At 34.8% G+C, this 21,032-nt stretch carries 17 protein-coding genes; 2 read left to right on the forward strand and 15 right to left on the reverse strand.

Annotation, left to right across the window (positions count from 1 at the left end):
• Window positions 1–281: 281 nt before the first annotated feature.
• The 3 genes from ACQY63_RS06000 to ACQY63_RS06010 form a co-directional block, all read right to left on the reverse strand.
• The gene (locus ACQY63_RS06000) at window positions 282–1,061 is read right to left on the reverse strand and encodes a peptidoglycan DD-metalloendopeptidase family protein (RefSeq protein ID WP_117998442.1); all 780 of its coding nucleotides are present in this window, start codon (window positions 1,059–1,061) and stop codon (window positions 282–284) included.
• A gap of 173 nt (window positions 1,062–1,234) precedes the next feature.
• Window positions 1,235–2,191 (reverse strand): SpoIID/LytB domain-containing protein, encoded by a 957-nt coding sequence (locus ACQY63_RS06005; protein WP_412622824.1) that lies wholly within the window; start codon window positions 2,189–2,191, stop codon window positions 1,235–1,237.
• A 673-nt stretch (window positions 2,192–2,864) separates the two neighbouring features.
• Window positions 2,865–3,029 (reverse strand): hypothetical protein, encoded by a 165-nt coding sequence (locus ACQY63_RS06010; protein ID WP_158561026.1) that lies wholly within the window; start codon window positions 3,027–3,029, stop codon window positions 2,865–2,867.
• Window positions 3,030–3,129: 100 nt separating this feature from the next.
• On the opposite strand from ACQY63_RS06010, the gene ACQY63_RS06015 reads away from it, so the two are divergent.
• Window positions 3,130–3,561, forward strand: coding sequence for an AsnC family protein (locus ACQY63_RS06015; protein WP_022165549.1), 432 nt, complete (start codon window positions 3,130–3,132; stop codon window positions 3,559–3,561).
• 304 nt (window positions 3,562–3,865) lie between these two features.
• Here ACQY63_RS06015 and ACQY63_RS06020 read toward each other — a convergent pair whose 3' ends face one another.
• The 8 genes from ACQY63_RS06020 to asnS form a co-directional block, all read right to left on the reverse strand.
• Complete coding sequence (locus ACQY63_RS06020) at window positions 3,866–5,035, reverse strand: IS256 family transposase (RefSeq protein WP_428244882.1); 1,170 nt, start codon at window positions 5,033–5,035, stop codon at window positions 3,866–3,868.
• A gap of 228 nt (window positions 5,036–5,263) precedes the next feature.
• A complete protein-coding gene (gene tuf, locus ACQY63_RS06025; protein WP_117998461.1) occupies window positions 5,264–6,451 on the reverse strand; it encodes an elongation factor Tu in 1,188 nt (395 codons plus the stop codon).
• Window positions 6,452–6,576: 125 nt separating this feature from the next.
• The gene (fusA, locus tag ACQY63_RS06030) at window positions 6,577–8,694 is read right to left on the reverse strand and encodes an elongation factor G (protein WP_302689469.1); all 2,118 of its coding nucleotides are present in this window, start codon (window positions 8,692–8,694) and stop codon (window positions 6,577–6,579) included.
• 323 nt (window positions 8,695–9,017) lie between these two features.
• Window positions 9,018–9,488 (reverse strand): 30S ribosomal protein S7, encoded by a 471-nt coding sequence (gene rpsG, locus ACQY63_RS06035; protein WP_117998469.1) that lies wholly within the window; start codon window positions 9,486–9,488, stop codon window positions 9,018–9,020.
• A gap of 158 nt (window positions 9,489–9,646) precedes the next feature.
• Window positions 9,647–10,060, reverse strand: a complete 414-nt coding sequence (rpsL, locus tag ACQY63_RS06040) for a 30S ribosomal protein S12 (RefSeq protein WP_022165471.1) — start codon at window positions 10,058–10,060, stop codon at window positions 9,647–9,649.
• A 229-nt stretch (window positions 10,061–10,289) separates the two neighbouring features.
• Entirely contained in the window at window positions 10,290–12,560 is a 2,271-nt protein-coding gene (locus tag ACQY63_RS06045; protein WP_428244883.1) for a sensor histidine kinase, read from the reverse strand.
• 16 nt (window positions 12,561–12,576) lie between these two features.
• Complete coding sequence (locus ACQY63_RS06050; protein ID WP_302689467.1) at window positions 12,577–13,269, reverse strand: response regulator transcription factor; 693 nt, start codon at window positions 13,267–13,269, stop codon at window positions 12,577–12,579.
• 101 nt (window positions 13,270–13,370) lie between these two features.
• Window positions 13,371–14,756 (reverse strand): asparagine--tRNA ligase, encoded by a 1,386-nt coding sequence (gene asnS / locus ACQY63_RS06055; RefSeq protein WP_302689466.1) that lies wholly within the window; start codon window positions 14,754–14,756, stop codon window positions 13,371–13,373.
• 297 nt (window positions 14,757–15,053) lie between these two features.
• On the opposite strand from asnS, the gene ACQY63_RS06060 reads away from it, so the two are divergent.
• Window positions 15,054–16,409, forward strand: coding sequence for a sodium-dependent transporter (locus ACQY63_RS06060; RefSeq protein WP_022165475.1), 1,356 nt, complete (start codon window positions 15,054–15,056; stop codon window positions 16,407–16,409).
• Window positions 16,410–16,661: 252 nt separating this feature from the next.
• Here the strand turns inward: ACQY63_RS06060 and ACQY63_RS06065 are convergent, their stop codons facing one another.
• From ACQY63_RS06065 to porA, 4 genes are all read right to left on the reverse strand, one after another.
• Window positions 16,662–18,095: an alanine/glycine:cation symporter family protein gene (locus tag ACQY63_RS06065; RefSeq protein ID WP_022165476.1), complete on the reverse strand. Its 1,434-nt coding sequence runs from the start codon at window positions 18,093–18,095 to the stop codon at window positions 16,662–16,664.
• 266 nt (window positions 18,096–18,361) lie between these two features.
• The gene (locus ACQY63_RS06070; RefSeq protein WP_022165477.1) at window positions 18,362–18,805 is read right to left on the reverse strand and encodes a hypothetical protein; all 444 of its coding nucleotides are present in this window, start codon (window positions 18,803–18,805) and stop codon (window positions 18,362–18,364) included.
• A 100-nt stretch (window positions 18,806–18,905) separates the two neighbouring features.
• Window positions 18,906–19,838 (reverse strand): thiamine pyrophosphate-dependent enzyme, encoded by a 933-nt coding sequence (locus ACQY63_RS06075; protein WP_022165478.1) that lies wholly within the window; start codon window positions 19,836–19,838, stop codon window positions 18,906–18,908.
• Window positions 19,838–21,031, reverse strand: coding sequence for a pyruvate flavodoxin/ferredoxin oxidoreductase thiamine diP-binding domain protein (gene porA / locus ACQY63_RS06080; protein WP_022165479.1), 1,194 nt, complete (start codon window positions 21,029–21,031; stop codon window positions 19,838–19,840). Before porA ends, ACQY63_RS06075 begins: the two co-directional genes overlap by 1 nt.
• Window position 21,032 lies beyond the last annotated feature (1 nt).

Here is a 21,032-nt window from a genome sequence, read left to right on the forward strand (position 1 = left end):
TTCGTTTTTTCACTGTTTTAAAAAAATTTTAGGGTGGTTGAATGCAAAACTAACTTCTGGTTTGCTTTTTCCTTTTTCGTTTTCCAGAACTACTTTCTGGTTTTGCTTTTTCTGTTTTCTTTTTATAGAACTAACTTTTGGTTTTGTTTTTTCATTTTTGTTATGCCAAACTCACTTCACTTAAATGTATTATAACAGAAAATGCCGACCACTAATGAAAGATTTGTAATCTTACATTTATGGTCGACATATAGAATTTTTACAAATAATTTTTATGGCACTTAATCTTCGTAATTAATGTAGTTTAAAGGATCTATTGGATTTCCATCTTTTGCGATTGCAAAATAAATGTTATCCCCTTCCTTTGAATAGTATCTTGTTGGTTCATTAACATACGCAATTGTCTGACCGGCTTCAACATAATCTCCTGCTGCGACTTCCGGATTAATAACCTGACCGTAAGTTGCAATGTAGCCGTTTCCAATTGCCTGATTTATGCAAATTCCCAATTCTTCATCTTCATCAAGAGTTGTCACAACCCCATCCGCTGCTGCTTTAATTGGCTCACCTTTTTTGCTTCCAATTACAATTCCAGGATTAGTTCTATATTCCCCTAAAGTTGAAAAATACACTGTACTTTCCATATCATAAGGCATTACAATATTTCCCTGAACCGGCCACAACAACTGACTATTTTTATTAAACTTCAGTTTTTTAATTTGAGCCGCAGCTTCAGATGACAAACCATACATGTATTCATCTTCTTTTACATTTGACTCTGTGTTGGCTTCAACTACCTGATTGTTTGCTACAATCTCGGTTTCACCTTCTGTACTTCCCCTATAAGTGCTATCATCAGCAACTCTGTCACCTTCAGTAGTTTCCTGAATTTTGTCCTGAGCTACCTTAACATTTTCCTCTGCCGTTGTCGCATCATTGTTTGCTTCTCTTAAATTTACAACATTGTCCCTGCCTTTTTGACCAATGAAATATGTTCCACTTGCCACAGCCGTTAATGCTACAACACAAACAATAACTGCAGTTATAAATTTCTTATCCATACTTATCACCTCACTGATAGTATGACCTGTAAAATGAAAGTTATTCAAAAAATGAAATTTTTTTCTATTTTATTATCTATTATAAAATAATTTTTTATTTTCAATTATATTATCTGCTATAAAATAATGATTTTCTGTTTTAATTATTCGTTATAAAAAGTAATCTTTTATTTTCAATTATCTACTATAGAACAGTCATAAAACTTTCGTAAAATTTCTTTCCAGTTTGCCCCTTCCTTCGCTAAATGATTTCCGAAGGATAAACTCATTCCAAAGCCATGACCTATGCCTTTTGTAGTAACTCTAATACCCTTTTCGCACTCATCAATTTGCAAACTGGTTGATTGAAGCCCCAATGCCTTAGCAAATAAATCCCCACTTATTTTCGTATCACCAATTTTTGCCCATAATAAATAACCCTGTTCATCAACATTTTTACAGTTAATAATATTAAGAAGATCCTTTGAATCCATTTTGGAATAGTCAAACTTCTCTTTTTTATCCTTATATACCACTATCCCATTTTTGTTAAGAGTATCTATAAACTCTTTTACTGTAAAATATTTTATGCCTATGTAATCGTTTTTCTGCAAATCACTTTTACACGCTACCTCCTTTAGATAACCATAGTCCTGCCCCAATATTTTTTCGCCACTTCTGGTATTGCCGTTACTTGTCAGATGATATAAAGGCAGAACAATTTTTCCGTTACTTTTTAAAACTTTCCCTCTCGTACTCTTCATTATGCTATCCCAGTAATGGAGATTTTCTTCCATACACCTACTTTTACCAAACCCTGTTAAATTATAAAAAAATCCTCTAGGAGTATTTGCTTTTTCGCCACAAAACTTTCTGTACCAAATTTCTTCCAACTTACAGTATGGAATATATGACAAACCCAGTTGCGTAGCCTCAATGCTTTGAGAATTTTTCATACAATAATATATATACGTTCTAATCACAACACTCTGTGCTTTTATTAACTCATTGGAAAACTCGCTTTTCTCCATCTGTGCCATTAAAACACATGGTATAAAGTCCTCTACATCCATTTTTATTGTATATCCGTCATTTTCAATTATAACAGTTCGTCCACTTGCGAATCTCTCGGTTGTTTCTTTATTCGCCATTTTCACTATTACTGTTATTATAACTGGAAATACAATCACAAAAACCAAAATCCACTTATATTTTTTGACCATAATTTTTTAAAGTATTTTTTTATATTATATGATTTTTTAAAATATAAATTACAAAAAATTGCTACCCCATTACAACAATGAAATAGCAATTTTATCTTTAACTGCAAATATGAATATTATCGACGCCCTTGCCTTTAACATCCCACATTACAGTGTAGCTTCGATATTTAATTTTGTCCGACCTTTATGTTGATTTAAGTATAACACAAAGATAGGTTTATTTTGTTTTGAAGGTTGTTAAGAAAATTAGTAATTAGCTTTCTTTTTTATTAATAATTCCCTATTTATTTCTTTCGATATATTTTATAGCCTTTATCAAATAACTCATCTACACTTTCCTGTCTCACAGATACTTTTCCTGTACCTCTGGTTGCATCAATAATAATAACCTTCTTTTTATCTTCACCTGCAAACTCTTTGAAAACATAACATGATTTGTATTCAGTTCTCTTATATAATTATCCTGATTGCTTTTTATCTTTCTACTACCTTCTATAAAATTTTATGTTAATTATATCTTTTTATCAATTGTATGTAAACAATTATAAAATTCTTCCATGTCCTACTCTACTTACCCTGTAATTACTGCATTATATTCCATCTAATGGTTCTCCCTAAATTTTGCAAATACCTCTGCAGCACTTCTTACATTACCTGCTTCTGCATCTGTGTATCCTCTTTGTAACTTTTCGTGAATTTCTTCATCTGTCATTATTGCAGTATTTACTGATATCGGAATTTTAGGTAATATTACTATTTTCTCCATCTTCAAACACCTCCTGTATATACATAAAGTAACGCTTTCGGCGTTATTTTACAATATTTAACAATTATATTCCTATATAAATCATTAGGAGGAAAAAACAGTGAAAACTAATAAATCACATGATATTAACGAATGTTTCTATTTATATTATAAACATAATCAAGGCAGAACTATTAAAGTTTTAGCAGAAGAGGTATCCTTAAGCGAATCAACCGTTAACAGAAGAATAAAACATGCGAAACAAATTATTGTAAATAATTATTCTGGAATGACTTTAAAAATTCCTTTAAATCATTTAAACATTGCAAAACCTAATAATTTTATACTTGCTACTAATTCTTTATATCCAACATCGCATAAAATATGTAATTTAATAATATATGATCCTTCCTATGGAGAAATAAAAATGTATGAAAACATCTATTACGATAACTCAGTAATGAAATATAAGTTTTCTCAATACTCTTTATTTTATATTATGTTGGCAGATTTATTTGCAAGAATAGATTCTAACGATAATTCAAACTTTTAAGAAATTGATTCGTCGATTGAATTGATAAGTTGAGAGGTAACTGCCAAAGAGCCTAAAATAATGGCACTAAAGAAAAAAAGTCAAACAAAGTGGTACCATTTTAGTACCACTAAAAGAAAAGGAACTTAGGAGTCTGTGAAATAAAGTCTGTAAATAGACATTCTATGATAAGTGATGGAACTGTAAGTTCATGAAATGAGCTTGCAGCTCTTGTTTATATAACTAGCATATAAAAATACCCATGTCAAGGACGCCCGTTTTATAACGGGCGTATATTTATCCTTGATATTGGGTATTTTTTATGCTATTCAGGCAAACGGCCTTCGTACATAATGCTCAGTTCTCCATACACCTGAGCCCAGTTTCTTAAGGTCGTTGTCCATTTTTTCGTTGCTTCAAAGGTTGAAAGGTACAGTGCTTTCAGCAATGCCTTATCACTTGGAAATACACTTCTCTGACGATTAAGTTTCATGTATGTTGAATTTAAACTTTCAATGGCATTGGTTGTATATATTACTTTTCGTACAGTATCTGAAAATTTAAAAATAGGCGATATCACATCCCAGTTGTCCTTCCATCTTTTCATTGAGTTCGGATACTTCGGAGTCCATTTCTCAGTTACCCTGTCTAATGCTTCGAGAGCCTTTTCTTCATTAACTGCCTGATATATTGTCTTAAGGTCTTTCGCAAAGGCTTTTCTGTCTTTGTCGGATACATATTTAAGAGTATTTCTCACCTGATGAACTATGCACCTTTGATATTCTGTGTTTGGGAAAGCTGTCAATATGGCTTCCTTTATGCCACTTAAACCATCGGCACATATAACAAGAATGTCTTTTACACCTCGGTTTTTTAATTCATTCAATACAAACAACCAGTATTTAGAGCTTTCATTATCTCCAACACTTATGCTTAATACATCCTTTTTTCCATCCACTGTAATTCCAAGAATTACATAAGCAGCAAGTTTTCTTATTATTCCCTCATCCCTTACAGAATAATGAATGGCATCAATGTAAACAACAGGATAAACGTCATCTAATGGTCGGTTTTGCCAGTCCTCGATTTGTGGCATTATTTTATCAGTCACATCAGAAATAAATCCTTCTGATGTTTCAAATCCATAAATATCCTCAATTGTGTCGGAAATCTGTCGTGTTGTCATTCCCTTTGCGTACATTGAGATTATTTTCTGGTCAATGTCTGAAATGTCCTTCTGACGTTTCTTTACAATCTGTGGTTCAAAAGTAGAACGACAGTCCTGTGGAACATCGATTTCCATGGAACCATAACTGCTGTTGACACGTTTTGACTTGTAACCGTTTCGATAATCATCGGATTCTGAACGTTGTGATTTTGAATAACCTAAATAGTCATCCATTTCAGCTTCCATCATTTCCTTGATTGTGCCTCCAAGAAGATCTTTTAATGCATCCTGGATGTCTTCAGCTGTCTGAATGTCATATTCATCCAATAGCTGGTGGATGATGGCACGTTTGCATCAGTCATTTGTACCTTGTGTACTTTTTTTCTTTCTCTTGCCATAATTAAGGCCTCCTATAATAATAAATTTTATCATAGAAGGCCTATTAATTATATTTAAATATTTAATTTACAGAAAAACTTTCACACTCTCAAGAAAAGGAACTTAAGAAAATCTCCTAAGTCCCTTTATTTATAGGCTATTCGCCATTATATCGTATTATTCGATAATTGTAGCAACCTTACCTGAACCTACTGTTCTACCACCTTCACGGATAGCGAATCCAAGACCCTGTTCCATAGCGATTGGGTGAATAAGTTCAACTGTGATTTCTACGTTGTCACCAGGCATGCACATTTCTGTACCTTCTGGTAAGTTACAAACACCAGTTACGTCAGTTGTTCTGAAGTAGAACTGTGGTCTGTAGTTGTTGAAGAAAGGAGTATGACGTCCACCTTCATCCTTTGTTAAAACGTAAACCTGAGCAGTAAACTTCTTATGGCATGTTACTGTACCTGGCTTAGCAAGAACCTGACCTCTTTCGATCTGGTCTCTGTTGATACCTCTTAAAAGAGCACCAATGTTATCACCAGCCTGAGCTTCATCAAGAAGCTTTCTGAACATTTCGATACCTGTGATAACTGTCTTCTGTGTTTCTTCCTTAACACCGATGATTTCAACTTCATCGTTTAAGTGAAGTGTTCCTCTTTCTACTCTACCTGTAGCAACTGTACCACGACCTGTGATTGTGAATACGTCTTCTACTGGCATTAAGAAAGGCTTATCTGTATCTCTTTCTGGATCTGGGAAGTATTCATCTACTGCATCCATTAATTCCATGATCTTGTCTCCCCATTCTGATGATGGATCTTCAAGAGCCTTAAGAGCTGAACCCTTAATGATTGGTGAATCTTCGAAACCATATTCGTCAAGAATTTCTGTAACATCCATTTCTACTAATTCTAATAATTCTTCATCGTCTACCATATCACATTTGTTCATGAATACAACGATTTTTGGAACACCTACCTGACGTGAAAGTAAGATATGTTCCTTTGTCTGAGCCATAACACCGTCAGTAGCAGCTACAACAAGGATAGCACCGTCCATCTGAGCAGCACCTGTGATCATGTTCTTTACATAGTCAGCATGGCCTGGGCAGTCAACGTGAGCGTAATGTCTCTTATTTGTTTCATATTCTACGTGAGCTGTTGAGATAGTGATACCTCTTTCTCTTTCTTCTGGAGCCTTATCGATGTTAGCGAAATCTACAGCATCATTTCCTTCTACTCTTTCTGATAATACCTTAGTAATAGCAGCTGTTAATGTAGTTTTACCATGATCGACATGTCCGATTGTACCAATATTACAATGTGGTTTTGTTCTTTCAAACTTAGCTTTTGCCATTTTTGTAATCCTCCTAATTTGATTAAATATTATAATTTTACTATACGACCGCAATGGTCTTATTCAAAAGGCTATCCCCATTATATTTTATAATGGGAATATTTTCAAGCCTTATTTTGTTTTTACTAGTTAGCCTTTGAAGCGACAATCTTGTCCTGAACTGACTTTGGAGCCTGTTCATATTTTTCAAAGAACATTGAGTAGTTACCACGACCCTGAGTCTTTGAACGAAGGTCTGTTGAGTAACCAAACATTTCTGAAAGTGGAACGAATGCTCTTACGATCTTTCCTCCACCAAGGTCATCCATGCTTTCGATTCTACCACGACGTGAGTTAATGTCACCAATAACGTCACCCATGTATTCTTCAGGCATTGTTACTTCAACCTTCATGATAGGTTCAAGTAATACTGCATCACCCTTGTTCATAGCATCCTTGAATGCCATTGATCCGGCAATGTGGAATGCCATTTCTGATGAATCGACTTCATGATATGATCCATCGTATACAGTAGCATGTACACCAAGAACTGGGAATCCAGCGATAATACCTGTCTGTGCAGCTTCTTCGATACCTGCTCCTACAGCTGGGATGTATTCCTTAGGAATGTTACCACCAACTACAGTAGATTCAAACTTGAATGTTTCTTCACTGTTTGGATCCATTGGCTCGAATTTAACCTTACAATGACCGTACTGTCCACGACCACCAGACTGCTTAGCATATTTGCTATCTACGTCTACAGCCTTAGTAAATGTTTCTTTGTATGCAACCTGAGGTGCACCAACATTTGCTTCAACTTTGTATTCACGAAGAAGTCTGTCAACGATAACTTCCAAATGAAGTTCACCCATACCAGCGATGATTGTCTGACCAGTTTCCTGATCTGTATGAGCTCTAAATGTAGGATCTTCTTCAGCAAGTTTTGCTAAAGCTTCACCCATCTTACCCTGATCGTTCTTTGTCTTAGGTTCGATAGCAAGCTCGATAACTGGTTCTGGGAATTCCATTGATTCTAAGATAACCGGATGCTGTTCATCACAGATTGTATCACCAGTAGTTGTAATCTTGAAACCTACAGCTGCTGCGATATCACCTGAGTAAACTTTATCAAGTTCTGTTCTTGTGTTAGCGTGCATCTGTAAGATACGACCAACACGTTCCTTTTTATTCTTTGTAGCATTTAATACATATGAACCTGAGTTTAATGTACCAGAGTAAACTCTGAAGAATGCTAATTTTCCTACGAATGGGTCTGACATAATCTTGAATGCTAATGCAGCAAATGGTTCGTCATCTGATGACTTACGTGTTACTTCATTACCATCTTCGTCAGTACCTGTGATGTCAGGGATGTCTGTTGGAGCTGGCATAAATTCGATTACACCATCTAACATCTTCTGAACACCTTTGTTCTTGTAAGCTGAACCACAGTATACAGGAACTGCTTCACAAGCGATTGTAGCTCTTCTTAAAACTTTCTTAAGATCGTCTACTGAAGGTTCTTCACCTTCTAAATACTGCATCATAAGGTCATCATCTAATTCACAAATCTTTTCGATTAAGTTATCATGCCATTCATTAGCAAGATCCTTTAAATCATCAGGGATTGTTGTGATTTCGATATCTTCACCCTTATCATCTTTATAGTAATATGCATCCATTTCAAATAAGTCGATTAATCCAATGAAATCGTCTTCTTTTCCAATAGGAATCTGAACTGGGATAGCATTTTTGCCCAAACGATCAATGATTGTCTGAACTGAATAAAAGAAATCTGCACCCATCTTGTCCATCTTATTGATGAAAGCCATACGAGGTACATTGTATGTGTCAGCCTGACGCCATACGTTTTCTGACTGAGGTTCTACACCAGCCTTAGCATCGAATACACCTACAGCACCGTCTAATACACGAAGTGAACGTTCTACTTCAACAGTGAAGTCAACGTGTCCCGGTGTATCAATGATGTTGATACGATGTTCTTTTGCTCCAGCCTTTGGTTTATGATGATCTTCTAATGTCCAATGGCATGTTGTAGCAGCAGAAGTAATTGTGATACCTCTTTCTTTTTCCTGTTCCATCCAGTCCATTGTAGCATTACCATCATGAGTATCACCAATTTTATAGTTAACACCAGTATAGTATAAAATACGCTCTGTTAATGTTGTTTTACCAGCATCGATATGAGCCATAATACCAATGTTTCTTGTTCTCTCTAATGGATATTCTCTTCCAGCCAAGATTTTTTCCTCCTCTTTTTAGTCTAAAGCTTACGCTTTTAGTATGTCATACATTTCTGTATACTAATCAATTTTGTTATTGTCGCCCGAATCGCTAGCTCGATTTTGCTTCGTTTCGTCTCTCGCTGCTCTTCTAAAAAAGAATAGCTAGCTCGATTCTGCTTCGCTACATCGCTAGCTTCTTCCTAAAAAGGAATCGCTAGCTCGACTTCACTGCGTTTCGTCTCGCTAGAGTCTGGCGACTCATAACCTCTGTAAAACAATTATGTATTTGTGCAAGCACAATACATATTGTTTTTTGAGGTTGCGATTCTTGTAGATAACTAGAATCTATAATGTGCGAAAGCCTTGTTAGCTTCTGCCATCTTATGCATGTCTTCACGCTTCTTAACTGATGAACCAGTGTTGTTAGCGGCGTCCATGATTTCATTTGCTAATCTTTCTACCATTGTCTTCTCGCTTCTCTGGCGTGAGTACAATGTAATCCAACGAAGTCCTAAAGCCTGTCTTCTTTCAGGTCTAACCTCAATAGGTACCTGATAAGTAGCACCACCAATACGTCTAGCCTTAACTTCTAAAGCTGGCATAACATTATTCATAGCTTCTTCGAATACTTCGATAGCATCTTTTCCTGTTTCTTCAGCAATCTTATCGAATGCTCCGTAAACGATCTTCTGAGCTACACCTTTCTTACCATCTAACATGATGTTATTGACAAGCTTTGTAACTACGATGCTACCATACATAGGATCTGCTAAAATTTCTCTCTTCTGAGTATGTCCTTTACGTGGCATGTTACTTCCCTCCTTAATCAATTTTAAATTAAATCTTCGGTACTCACAAAAGTTGTGTCTTGCTCACGGCTTTAGACTGTATATCTACATAATTCTAATAACCGTTACAAATCATTCAACCTGTGACTGACTATTAAAAGTCATCCTACTTATTGAGCCTATTTTTTAGGTCTCTTAGCGCCGTACTTAGAACGTGCCTGGCGTCTGTTAGCAACACCTGCAGTATCTAATGTACCTCTAATGATATGATATCTTGTACCTGGTAAATCCTTTACTCTACCACCACGGATAAGAACAACACTATGTTCCTGAAGGTTGTGACCTTCACCTGGGATATAACTTGTTACTTCGATACCATTAGATAAACGAACTCTGGCGATTTTTCTAAGAGCTGAGTTAGGCTTCTTAGGTGTAGCAGTCTTAACAGCTGTACATACACCACGCTTCTGTGGAGAAGCTGTGTCGTTCATCTTCTTATTTAAAGAGTTGTATGTCTTTAATAAAGCTGGTGCTGTTGACTTCTTAACCGCTGACTTACGTCCTTTTCTTACTAACTGGTTAAATGTTGGCATTCCTTTTTCACCTCCTGTTATTAGAATTACGTGTTTCTTCTTTACACTAACATGTCGCAAATGGGCATAATTACACCTCCACGCATGCTTTTTCATTATAGAAAAAGGGGCTGAACTTGTCAACCCCTTAATTTTTATTTAATTTTGCATTTAATTGTATGCCCATATTTTTATTTAATTTATCATTTGATTTTTATTTAATTCAACATTTAATTATATGCCCGGATTTCTATTTAATTGCTATTACAACTTTAAATAAATCTCCATCAAGAATTATTTCCATTGTTCCATCGTGTCTTTCTATAATAGTCTTTGCAATTGATAGTCCAAGACCACTTCCCTCTGTACTTCTTGACTGATCGCCTCTTACGAATCTATCCATTAATTCGTCCGGGCTTATGTTTAATGCTTTCTCGGAAATATTTTTTATTCCAATAACAATTTCTCCATTATGTTCTTCAACGTCCACGTAAACTCTTGTGCCTTCCATTGCGTATTTAAAAATATTTCCATAAAGATTTTCAAACACTCGCCACATTCTTCTGCCGTCGGCATTTATATAAATAGTTTTATCCGGGATAGTTTTTACTACTGTTAAATTTCTTTGGTTAAACTTCTCGTTATACTCTCCCAGACTTTGGTTAATTAATTCCACAATATTTATTTTTTCTTTGTGAAGTTCAATTGCACCTGATGTTAGCTTTGAAGCTTCCACCAAATCTTCTGTCAGATTCTTCAGTCTTTGAGATTTTTTATCTAAAATATCAAGATACTTATTAGCATTTTTGCTGTCAACGCCTTCTGTTTTTAACAAATCTACATAATTTATTATAGATGTTAATGGTGTTTTCAAATCATGAGAAACATTCGTTATTAAATCTGTTTTCATTCGCTCACTTTTCATATTTTCTGCAACGGCATTCTCAATTCCATCACCGATATTGTTAATTGTATCTTTTAATTTTCTATTTGAAGGATATTTAAAAGTCCCAGTTATTTTGTGGTCAACTTCTCCTTCTGTAATTTTTTCTGCCTCGTTTATTATTTGCTCTTTTTCTTCGAAATATTTAATTAAATACTTGCAAACCAATAGAATTGGTATTATCCAGAAAAATAACATTCCCCAATATCCATAGGATTGAACAAACAGGAAAGCAATTATGTTCCAAACCAAACATACAATTCCCGCTGCTATTACCTTCGCCCACATTTTTCCATTATTTATAAAACCTAAAATTATTGTTTTAATTTTGCTGTAAATCCAGTATAGTAAAGTGCTTTTAATTAACATTCTGGATTTTATTCTTCTGGCAAAGCTTTCAGCACACTGTATAAATACTTCAATATAAATCAGACAGAAGAAGCCGCATAGCACTACATAGCCGATAACGCCTGTTAAACCTGATATTGGATTTTGGAATGCACCTTCACAAATAGACATTGCCATGCTTATACCAACCATTATCATTATAACTGTCAAAACATCTGCCCAGATTTTATCAAATTTGTTTGTATAAGGTATGTCTCCTTTTCTCTTATGACCTGCAATAATTAATAGCATAATAAACGGAATTAATGATAAAAGCATACATGCCACACATATAACAAGCCCTGTTATGCACAATCTTTTTTGCGCTGAAATTTCTTTAGCACTCAATGCTTTCTCAGCCTTTATAAGTTCATGCTCCAACGAAAAGCCATCTTTGTCATTTCTCTTAAAGCCTATTTTCACTGTGAACTTGCTGTCATTTAAGCTGTTTGTATGTAAGTCATCATCATACGTAGGAAAATATTCTTTAAAAAGAGATTTATAGCTTTCTTCCTGCAAATAATTATTTGCAACAATTGTTGCTCCTTTTGAATTTGCAGTTACAATATCCATATACTTATTTTCTTCTGATATTGTCTGGTCTTTTTCCTGATTTGTAAACTTATAAGTTTTTCCATTTAACACATATGTAGCCTGAAATTCAACATTCTCACTTAATATGTATTCATCATCAATTCGTGTTAAAGCTTTATCCTGTTCTTTTTTTGACTTATTACCTAATTCATTTAAAGCATCACATTCATCTACAATACTAAAATATAGATTTGCGGTATCTGCAATTTTCTTATAATATTCATACTCTTCTTTCTTTCTGGCGCTAGAATTATATTTCAATTCTTCCTTTGTATTTTCTGCCATTATAGCATAGAAAGAAAGTTTTTCCTCTGACTTCGCAATTTTTACAATATCTGAAACTTTAATTGTTTTAAGCTTGTAAGCTTTGGCAACCACTTTGTTAGGATCCATGAATTTTTCTCTATAAATCCTATTGTCCACAATTTCTTCAATTACCCCTGAGGTAACGCTTGCGTAGCTTTCTGTATACCTATGTAAACAATTCTCTTTGCTGTCGTAGTACCTTAAATGATAAATTCCATAGCTACCACTTGCTATACTGACAATCGCTAATGCAAGTATAGCTAAGTGTAATAAAATTCTTTTTGTTTTCATAATTTCCACCTATCCTTTACATTTTCTCGATTTTATATCCAACGCCCCAAACTACTTTCAGATATCTTGGTTCCTTTGGATTAATTTCGATTTTTTCGCGGATATGCCTGATATGTACTGCTACTGTATTATCTGCTGCAATGGCTTCTTCCTCCCAAACATTTTCATAAATTTGTTCGATTGTAAAAACACGTCCCTGATTTTTCACAAGAAGCAATAAAATCTTATACTCATAAGGTGTTAGTTTCACACTTTCCCCGTCAACGGTAACTTCCTTGCTGTCATCGTTTACCTCAAGTCCACCTACTGTATACACATTACTTTTTTGTCCTGCCATTGTGCCAAGTTTTGTGTAACGTCTAAGTTGTGATTTTACTCTTGCTATTAACTCTAAAGGGTTAAAAGGTTTTGTAATGTAATCGTCAGCTCCAACATCAAGTCCTATAACTTTATCTGAGTCTTCTGACTTTGCAGATAAAATAATGATTGGTATACCACTTTTCTCTCTTATTTTTAATGTTGCCCTTAAGCCGTCAAGCCTTGGCATCATTACGTCAATTAACAATAATTGAATATCTTCTTTTTTGAGAATTTCAATTGCTTCCAAACCATCATAGGCTTTGATTACATTGTAGCCTTCTTTGGAAAGATAAATTTCAATAGCCTCAACTATTTCTCTGTCATCATCGCAAACTAGTATGTTGTACATTTTCAAGCCCTCCGCCTTTACACTATTTCTTTGTGTGTATATAAAGGATATAATTTATTTTTTAATATATTTTGTGGAAATTTCTTAAGATTCTCTTAAGATTATAATTCGCAGTTATTAACTGTACGTGGAAATGGAATTACGTCCCTAATATTTGACATGCCTGTTAAATACATAATCATTCTCTCAAATCCAAGTCCAAATCCTGCATGTCTTGCTGTGCCGTACTTTCTTAAATCTAAATAGAATCCATAGTCTTCTTCATTAAGACTTAATTCCTTCATTCTGTTTTTAAGAACAGCCAAGTCTTCTTCTCTTTGGCTACCACCAATAATCTCGCCAATGCCTGGAACTAAGCAATCCATTGCTGCCACTGTTTTTCCATCTTCGTTTAACTTCATATAGAAAGCCTTAATTTCCTTTGGATAATCAGTTACAAAAACAGGTCGTTTAAATACTTCCTCTGTTAAATATCTTTCATGTTCTGTCTGTAAATCTGTTCCCCAGCTTACTTTATATTCAAACTTATCATTATGTTCTTCTAAAATTTTAATTGCTTCTGTGTAAGTTACGCGACCAAAATCAGAATTCATTACATGATTTAATCTGTCAAGCAGTCCCTTATCCACAAATGAATTAAAGAAATTCATTTCCTCAGGTGCATTTTCAAGTACATATTTAATAATGTATTTTATCATTGCCTCTGCAAGCTCCATATCGTCTGCTAAATCTGCAAAAGCTATCTCCGGCTCTATCATCCAGAATTCTGCTGCATGTCTTGTTGTATTTGAATTTTCTGCTCTAAAAGTTGGTCCAAATGTATATATCTTCTTAAATGCCATAGCATATGTTTCGCCATTTAACTGACCTGAAACTGTAAGGTTTGTTGGCTTGCCAAAAAAGTCTTCTGAGAAGTCCACATCACCCTGATCTGTTTTTGGAACATTATTTAAGTCCATTGTTGTAACCTGAAACATTTCCCCTGCCCCTTCACAGTCACTTCCTGTAATTAATGGTGTGTGCACGTAAACAAAGCCCTGCTCCTGAAAAAACTTGTGAATTGCATAAGCGCATAAAGAGCGCACTCTAAACACTGCCTGAAAAGTATTTGTTCTAGGTCTTAAATGTGAAATTGTTCTAAGGTACTCGAAAGTATGTCTCTTTTTTTGTAATGGATAATCAGATGTGCTTTCTCCTTCAATAAAAACTTCATCTGCCTGAATTTCAAAAGGCTGTTTTGCATTTGGTGTTTCAACTAATATACCTTTAACAATTAAAGCTGCACCAATATTTACTTTTGAAACTTCCTGAAAGTTATCCATTTTGTCATTGTAAACCACCTGTACAGGCTGAAAAAATGTGCCATCGTTTAAAACTATAAAGCCAAAAGTTTTTGAATCTCTGATACTTCTAACCCAGCCACCAACTGTAACTTCCTTATTAATATACTCTTCTGTGTTCTTAAATAACTCTTTTACTTCTACCATTTTATTTGCCCTTTCTCTTCTATATAAATTGTATATTACTCTTTTTTTGCTAATGTATTCTCTGTTTACATTAAACATATGGTTATATATATTATTTTGCAAATAACCTATGACTTTTTCCACGCATTTTATAGGTTTTTATTTGCAATAATTTTCACGCATATACCAGCACACATTTTACATTATTTTCAATGTATAGTAAACATATATTATTTATTGTTGTGTCATTTCTTCTTTTGTTGTATAATTCTAACATTGTTTTTAAGTTTTTGTAAATTAAAGTGGAGGGTTTATATTATGGAAAAAAGAGGAAACTTTTCAAACAAAATAGGATTCGTACTGGCTGCTGCCGGTTCCGCTGTAGGTCTTGGAAACATTTGGAGATTTCCATACCTTGCAGCTAAATACGGTGGCGGAACATTTTTGCTAGTATATCTTATTTTAGCAGTAACTTTTGGTTTTTCTTTGATGATTGCTGAAATTGCAATCGGTCGAAAAACCGGTTTAAGTGCAATTGGTGCTTTTAAGGCATTGGACAAGCGTTTTGGGGCAGTGGGATATCTGGCAGCTATTATCCCAATTATTATTTTCCCATACTACTCAGTAATCGGTGGTTGGGTAATTAAGTATCTTGTAACATTTTGTAGCGGTGGTGGAATGGCTGCTGCAAATGATAATTACTTTGGTACATTTGCTGCAGGAACCGCCGAACCACTTATATACTTTTTCATATTCATTGCTTTTACAGCTTTAGTTGTTTGGTTTGGTGTTGAAAAAGGTATTGAAAAAGTAAGCAAAGTTATGATGCCAATTTTGGTTGTTCTCACAATATTTATTGCAATTTATGGTCTAACAATCGACGGAGCAAAAGATGGTCTTATTTATTACATAAAACCACGTTTAAGTGATTTTACTTTTAAAACTGTTATTGCCGCCATGGGGCAGTTGTTCTACTCCATGTCACTTGCAATGGGTATTATGATTACTTATGGTTCTTATATGAAAAAAGAAAACAATCTTGAAAGTTCAGTAAGACAAATTGAGATTTTTGATACAGCAATTGCATTTCTTGCCGGATTAACGATTATCCCTGCTGTATTTGCTTTTTCAGGCGGCGACAAGGCTGCTCTTGGAAAAGGTCCATCACTTATGTTTGTCACATTACCTAAAGTTTTTGACAGCATGCCTTTTGGTAGCGTTATTGGAACAGTATTTTTCGTATTAGTTTTATTTGCAGCATTAACATCTGCTATTTCGCTTATGGAAACTATCGTTTCTATTTTCAGTGATAAACTTGGCTGGTCAAGACATAAAGCTACATTGATTGTTTTCATTTGTGCAGTTGCAATTGGAGTTTTACCTTGTCTTGGTTTTGGAGTTTTAGATTTCATTCACATTGGTGCAATGACAATACTTGATATTATGGACTTTGTAAGTAATAGTATTTTAATGCCTATCTGTGCATTGTTTACATGTATACTTATTGGCTTCGTTGTTAAACCTAAAGCAGTTATTGACGAGGCTACAAGAAACGGCGAGAAATTCAAATCAAGAAACCTTTTTGTAGTTGTGATTAAATGGGTATCACCTATATGCCTTGTTTTAATTTTAATCAGCTCAATTCTTGATGCACTTGGAATTTTTACAATCTAATGATTGCCAGAGTTTAATATATGAAACATTTTAGGTAATCATTTTGTCAAAAAGTTATCCCCCTGTTGTGCCTGCACAATAGCGGGTTAATAGCTTTGGAACATAAAAAGCAGTTAAATCAAATAAGTTATGTTTAACAAACATTTCTTAAATTGATTCAACTGCTTTTTATTTTCTACTTTATTTTTTGTAACCTGCTTTTTGCTAACTGCTTTTTTCTTACTTTTTATTTTCATACCTTTATTTAGGATTTTATTTTTTCTTTTTTGCCGCCTTCTTTTCTTTGTCTAAAATAGGCTGGAATCGTTCAACTTCTTTTGCAATAACCTTGCTCATTACAAGAAGACAAATCAGGTTAGGTATTGCCATTAAGGCATTTGCTATATCCGAGAAATTCCATACAACCTGTAATGTTGTAGTTGCCCCCACAAATACAACTAAAGAGAAAATAATTCTGTACGCCATATTATATTTGTGTGTTCCAAATATGTACTCAAAAGCCTTTTCTCCATGATACTCCCAACCTAAAATTGTTGAAAATGCAAAAAGGGCGATTCCTATTGTTACAAGTATGGCTCCAACTTCACCTAAAGCCGATTTGAAAGCCAAAATTGTAAGAGCTGCACCCTGTACTAATTTCCCGTCATCTCCAACAGTTCCAAGAACTCCTGATGACGCAATACAAAGACCTGTAATTGTACAAACTACAATTGTGTCCCAAAATGTACCTGTCATGTTAATGTAACCCTGACGAACAGGATCATCTGTTGTTGCTGCGGAAGCTGTTATGGCTGCTGAACCCATTCCTGCTTCATTTGAAAATACACCTCTTGCAACACCATATCTCATTGCATTCATTACGCCCGCAGTAATCACGCCGGCTCCACCACCTGCTACAGCCTGTGAGCTAAATGCCATTTTAAATATCATTACAATACCTGATGGCAGGTTCTGTATATTCATAACAACAACAATTAAACCTGCAATTATGTAAAAAATAGCCATCAAAGGCACTACAACTGAAGATACCTTTGAGATAGTCTTAATACCACCTACAATAATTACTAATGCTAAAACTGTTAAAACCACACCTACTATTTTCTCATCAAAATTAAATGTACTCTTTAATGATTCTGAAATTGAATTTGCCTGTGTCATATTTCCAATACCGAAAGATGCTATAACCGCAAACACTGCAAATAACATTCCTAGAAAAGCCCCTATTTTTTTGTTTTTGAAGCCTTTCTTCATGGTGTACATTGGACCACCTGACATTTCTCCCTTTTCATTAACCTCTCGATACTTTATGGCTAACATACATTCACTGAATTTTGATGTTAAGCCAAAGCATGCTGAAATCCACATCCACACTAAAGCTCCCGGACCACCTGATACCATGGCTGTGGCAACACCTACAATGTTACCTGTTCCTATTGTTGCCGCAAGAGCCGTTGTTAGCGCTGAAAAAGGGGATACATCGCCTTCACCTCTCTTGGTTGTTCTTGCCTCTTTACTTAATGTGCTTTTGATGGCAAAGCCAAGATTTCTCCATGGTCTGAATTTTAATCTTATTGTAAGAAAAATTCCTGTTCCAACAAGTAGCACCAACATCACCGGCCCCCAAACAAAATCATCCACTTTCACAAGTGTGTCTGAAATCCAGTTACCAACACTTTTCCAATCCATAATTTTTTCCTCCTACTTTTTATTTTTACAAATTCCAACACCATATTTTATTAATACAAATTTGAAATTTACAGTTACCATTTTAATCACTATAAAAAAAGAAAAGAGTTACTTAAAAAAGTAACTCTAAAGATTCGTAATCATAATCAATTTGAAACTCTCCCCATATCTAATGTATGCCTTGCCTCCATTAGATATAACCTTGGGTTCTCTAGAGATTCCTCCACCTTTAGTTTCGCCATTGATTAAAAGATTTCATAGGATATTTATTTTTTATTTAAGTTATTTAAAAACTCTGTAATATGTTCCCTGTCGGGTTTTGATTTTACCAATACTACAGCTATTAAAATAATAAGTAATACTGTAACGATACCGCATAGAACCATATTATCTTTTTGCATATTATATAACGAAAATCCAAATCTTACAACTATAAGTATTGCCGCCACTATTACTAAAGTATACAAATAAAAGCCATAAGTAAACTTTCCTGTTAGTGTGCTACCTTTATCGTTGTCGGAAATTTTTCCCTTGAAGATAACAGGAACAAGCCCTTCGCCCTGCTTTTTCCCGTCATCTCCTAAAGATATTTCTAACTTTATAGCCGGATGTTTTTTATCCTGCTGCACTACTTTTATATTGTTCTTTTTTCCTTTGGACTTCATTACTTTAACAGTGCCTTCACTGTTTCGGTTATAGTTAAAATCCACAATCTGTCTCCTATTATTGCCTGTTAGTTTTAAATTTTAAAGAATATTATTAAAAATATTTCCATTTAAAGCTTTAAAAATACATCTCTAAGTAAATTCATTATCTGCTGCATTTAAATAATAAGTCTTCCCATCTTCTATCAACTTCCTTCTGGAATTTCTCAATAAGATGTTCATTTTCAGGCTTAAATAAATGTTTGAATCTGCCCTGTGGTCTCAAGAAGTCTTCAATTGGAAGTCTGTTCTTTGGTTCATAGTTAAGAATCCACTTGCCCTCTACAACTTCATATAAAGGCCAATAATTTGTTTCTACAGCTAATCTGCAGATTTCCATAATATCATCTTTCTGATATTTCCAACCTGTTGGACATGGTGCACATACATTTAAGAATGCAGGACCCTCTGTATAAATAGCTCTTTCAGCTTTTGTATGAAGATCCTTAAAGCCTTTGAAATATGTAGTCTGTGCAGCATATGGAACATCATGTGCTGCGATAATTGCTGCTAAATCTTTTCTGTACTGTTCCTTACCATTACACTGACTACCAACAGGTGTAGTTGTTGTATCAGCGTACATTGGTGTAGCTGATGAACGCTGTGTACCTGTATTCATATAAGCACCGTTGTCATAACAAACGTATGTATAATTTGTACCACGTTCCATTGCTCCTGATAATGACTGAATACCTATATCATAAGTACCACCATCACCACCAAAGCAGATAAACTTATAATCATCTTTTAACTTGCCTTTTCTTTTCATCGCCTTGTATGCACCTTCAACACCACTCATTGTTGAACTTGCATTTTCAAAAGCACTATGAATGTAACTGTCTTCCCATGCTACATATGGATACTGGAATGATGATACATTTAAGCATCCTGTTGCACATCCTATAACTGCCTTGTCGCCTTCATGAAGCCCACGAAGTACATTTCTTGCACAAATTGTTGCTCCACAACCGGCACACATTCTGTGACCTGGAGCAAAACGTTCAGGCTTATTCATTGTTTCTTTAAAATTGTAACCCATTATTTTGCCTCCTTATCTCTAAGTCCCATATATCTGTATGTAGGACCGGTCCCACCTGTTTTTGCAATTTCTTCAAGAGTATCATAAACACCTCTCATATCGCCTACAGTAACATCTCTACCACCAATACCATACATAATATTGATAGCTTTTGCAGTACAGCCATTTGTGTACATAGCCTGCATTGTTTCAGCACCTACAGGACCACCGTTTGTTGAAAATGATTCACATCTGTCCATAACTGCAACAGCTTTACACTTCTTAAGTGATGTTGCAATTTCTTCTCCTGGGAATGGTCTAAATGATCTTATTTTTATAATTCCAACCTTTTTGCCAGCCTCTCTCATTTCATCTACAGCTTCCTTTGCTGTACCTGCTGCTGAGCCAATAATAACCATTGCATATTCAGCATCATCCATTTTATATTCTTCAATCAAGCCATACTTACGACCTGAAATTTTTTCAAAATCTTTTGCTACATCTAAAATAACCTGTTTTGCATTTTCCATTGCGTGAGCCTGTGCTTTTCTTGATTCCATATAGTAATCAGACACAGCATAAGGTCCAACTGCAAATTTTTCTTCAGGATTTAAAAGATAATCAACAGGTTCTCTTTCGCCAACAAATTCTTTTACAGTCATGTCGTCTAAAATTTCCATGTTCATAACTGCGTGGCTTGTAATAAATCCATCCTGACAAATCATAATTGGAAGCATAACATCTTTATTTTCAGCGATGTTAAATGCCATAACCATGTTGTCGTAAGCTTCCTGATTATCTTCTGCATATAACTGAATCCAGCCTGAATCTCTTGCACCCATTGTATCCGAATGGTCGCAATTAATGTTCAACGGTCCTGTTAAGGCTCTACAAACCGCTGCTAAAGCAACAGGTAATCTACTTGATGCTGCAACTCCTAAAACTTCCCACATAAATGCAAGACCAGCTGATGATGTAGCAGTTAAAGCTCTTGCTCCTGCTGCTGAGGCTCCCATTGCCGCACTCATTGAACTATGTTCAGATTCTACAGTAATAAACTCTGTGTCAACTAAACCATTTGATACATAGTTTGAAAAATACTGAGGAATTTCAGTTGATGGTGTAATAGGGAATGCCGGAAAAACATCAGGATTAATCTGTCTAAGTGCTGTTGCTACAGCTTCATTTCCTGATAAAAATACTTTCTTATGCATA

It is taken from the genome of Eubacterium sp. Marseille-QA0814, assembly GCF_965119675.1.
Lineage (GTDB): Bacteria > Bacillota > Clostridia > Lachnospirales > Lachnospiraceae > Eubacterium_G.

What these genes read in the sequence shown, in the direction of transcription:
- ACQY63_RS06010 (WP_158561026.1), bottom strand. Translation starts at nt 3,029, where the DNA reads ATGGAGAAAATAGTAATATTACCTAAAATTCCGATATCAGTAAATACT.
- ACQY63_RS06075 (WP_022165478.1), bottom strand. Translation starts at nt 19,838, where the DNA reads ATGGGTTACAATTTTAAAGAAACAATGAATAAGCCTGAACGTTTTGCT.
- tuf (WP_117998461.1), bottom strand. Translation starts at nt 6,451, where the DNA reads ATGGCAAAAGCTAAGTTTGAAAGAACAAAACCACATTGTAATATTGGT.
- ACQY63_RS06050 (WP_302689467.1), bottom strand. Translation starts at nt 13,269, where the DNA reads ATGTACAACATACTAGTTTGCGATGATGACAGAGAAATAGTTGAGGCT.
- ACQY63_RS06065 (WP_022165476.1), bottom strand. Translation starts at nt 18,095, where the DNA reads ATGGATTGGAAAAGTGTTGGTAACTGGATTTCAGACACACTTGTGAAA.
- porA (WP_022165479.1), bottom strand. Translation starts at nt 21,031, where the DNA reads ATGCATAAGAAAGTATTTTTATCAGGAAATGAAGCTGTAGCAACAGCA.
- asnS (WP_302689466.1), bottom strand. Translation starts at nt 14,756, where the DNA reads ATGGTAGAAGTAAAAGAGTTATTTAAGAACACAGAAGAGTATATTAAT.
- ACQY63_RS06045 (WP_428244883.1), bottom strand. Translation starts at nt 12,560, where the DNA reads ATGAAAACAAAAAGAATTTTATTACACTTAGCTATACTTGCATTAGCG.
- ACQY63_RS06005 (WP_412622824.1), bottom strand. Translation starts at nt 2,191, where the DNA reads ATGGCGAATAAAGAAACAACCGAGAGATTCGCAAGTGGACGAACTGTT.
- rpsG (WP_117998469.1), bottom strand. Translation starts at nt 9,488, where the DNA reads ATGCCACGTAAAGGACATACTCAGAAGAGAGAAATTTTAGCAGATCCT.
- ACQY63_RS06060 (WP_022165475.1), top strand. Translation starts at nt 15,054, where the DNA reads ATGGAAAAAAGAGGAAACTTTTCAAACAAAATAGGATTCGTACTGGCT.
- rpsL (WP_022165471.1), bottom strand. Translation starts at nt 10,060, where the DNA reads ATGCCAACATTTAACCAGTTAGTAAGAAAAGGACGTAAGTCAGCGGTT.
- ACQY63_RS06000 (WP_117998442.1), bottom strand. Translation starts at nt 1,061, where the DNA reads ATGGATAAGAAATTTATAACTGCAGTTATTGTTTGTGTTGTAGCATTA.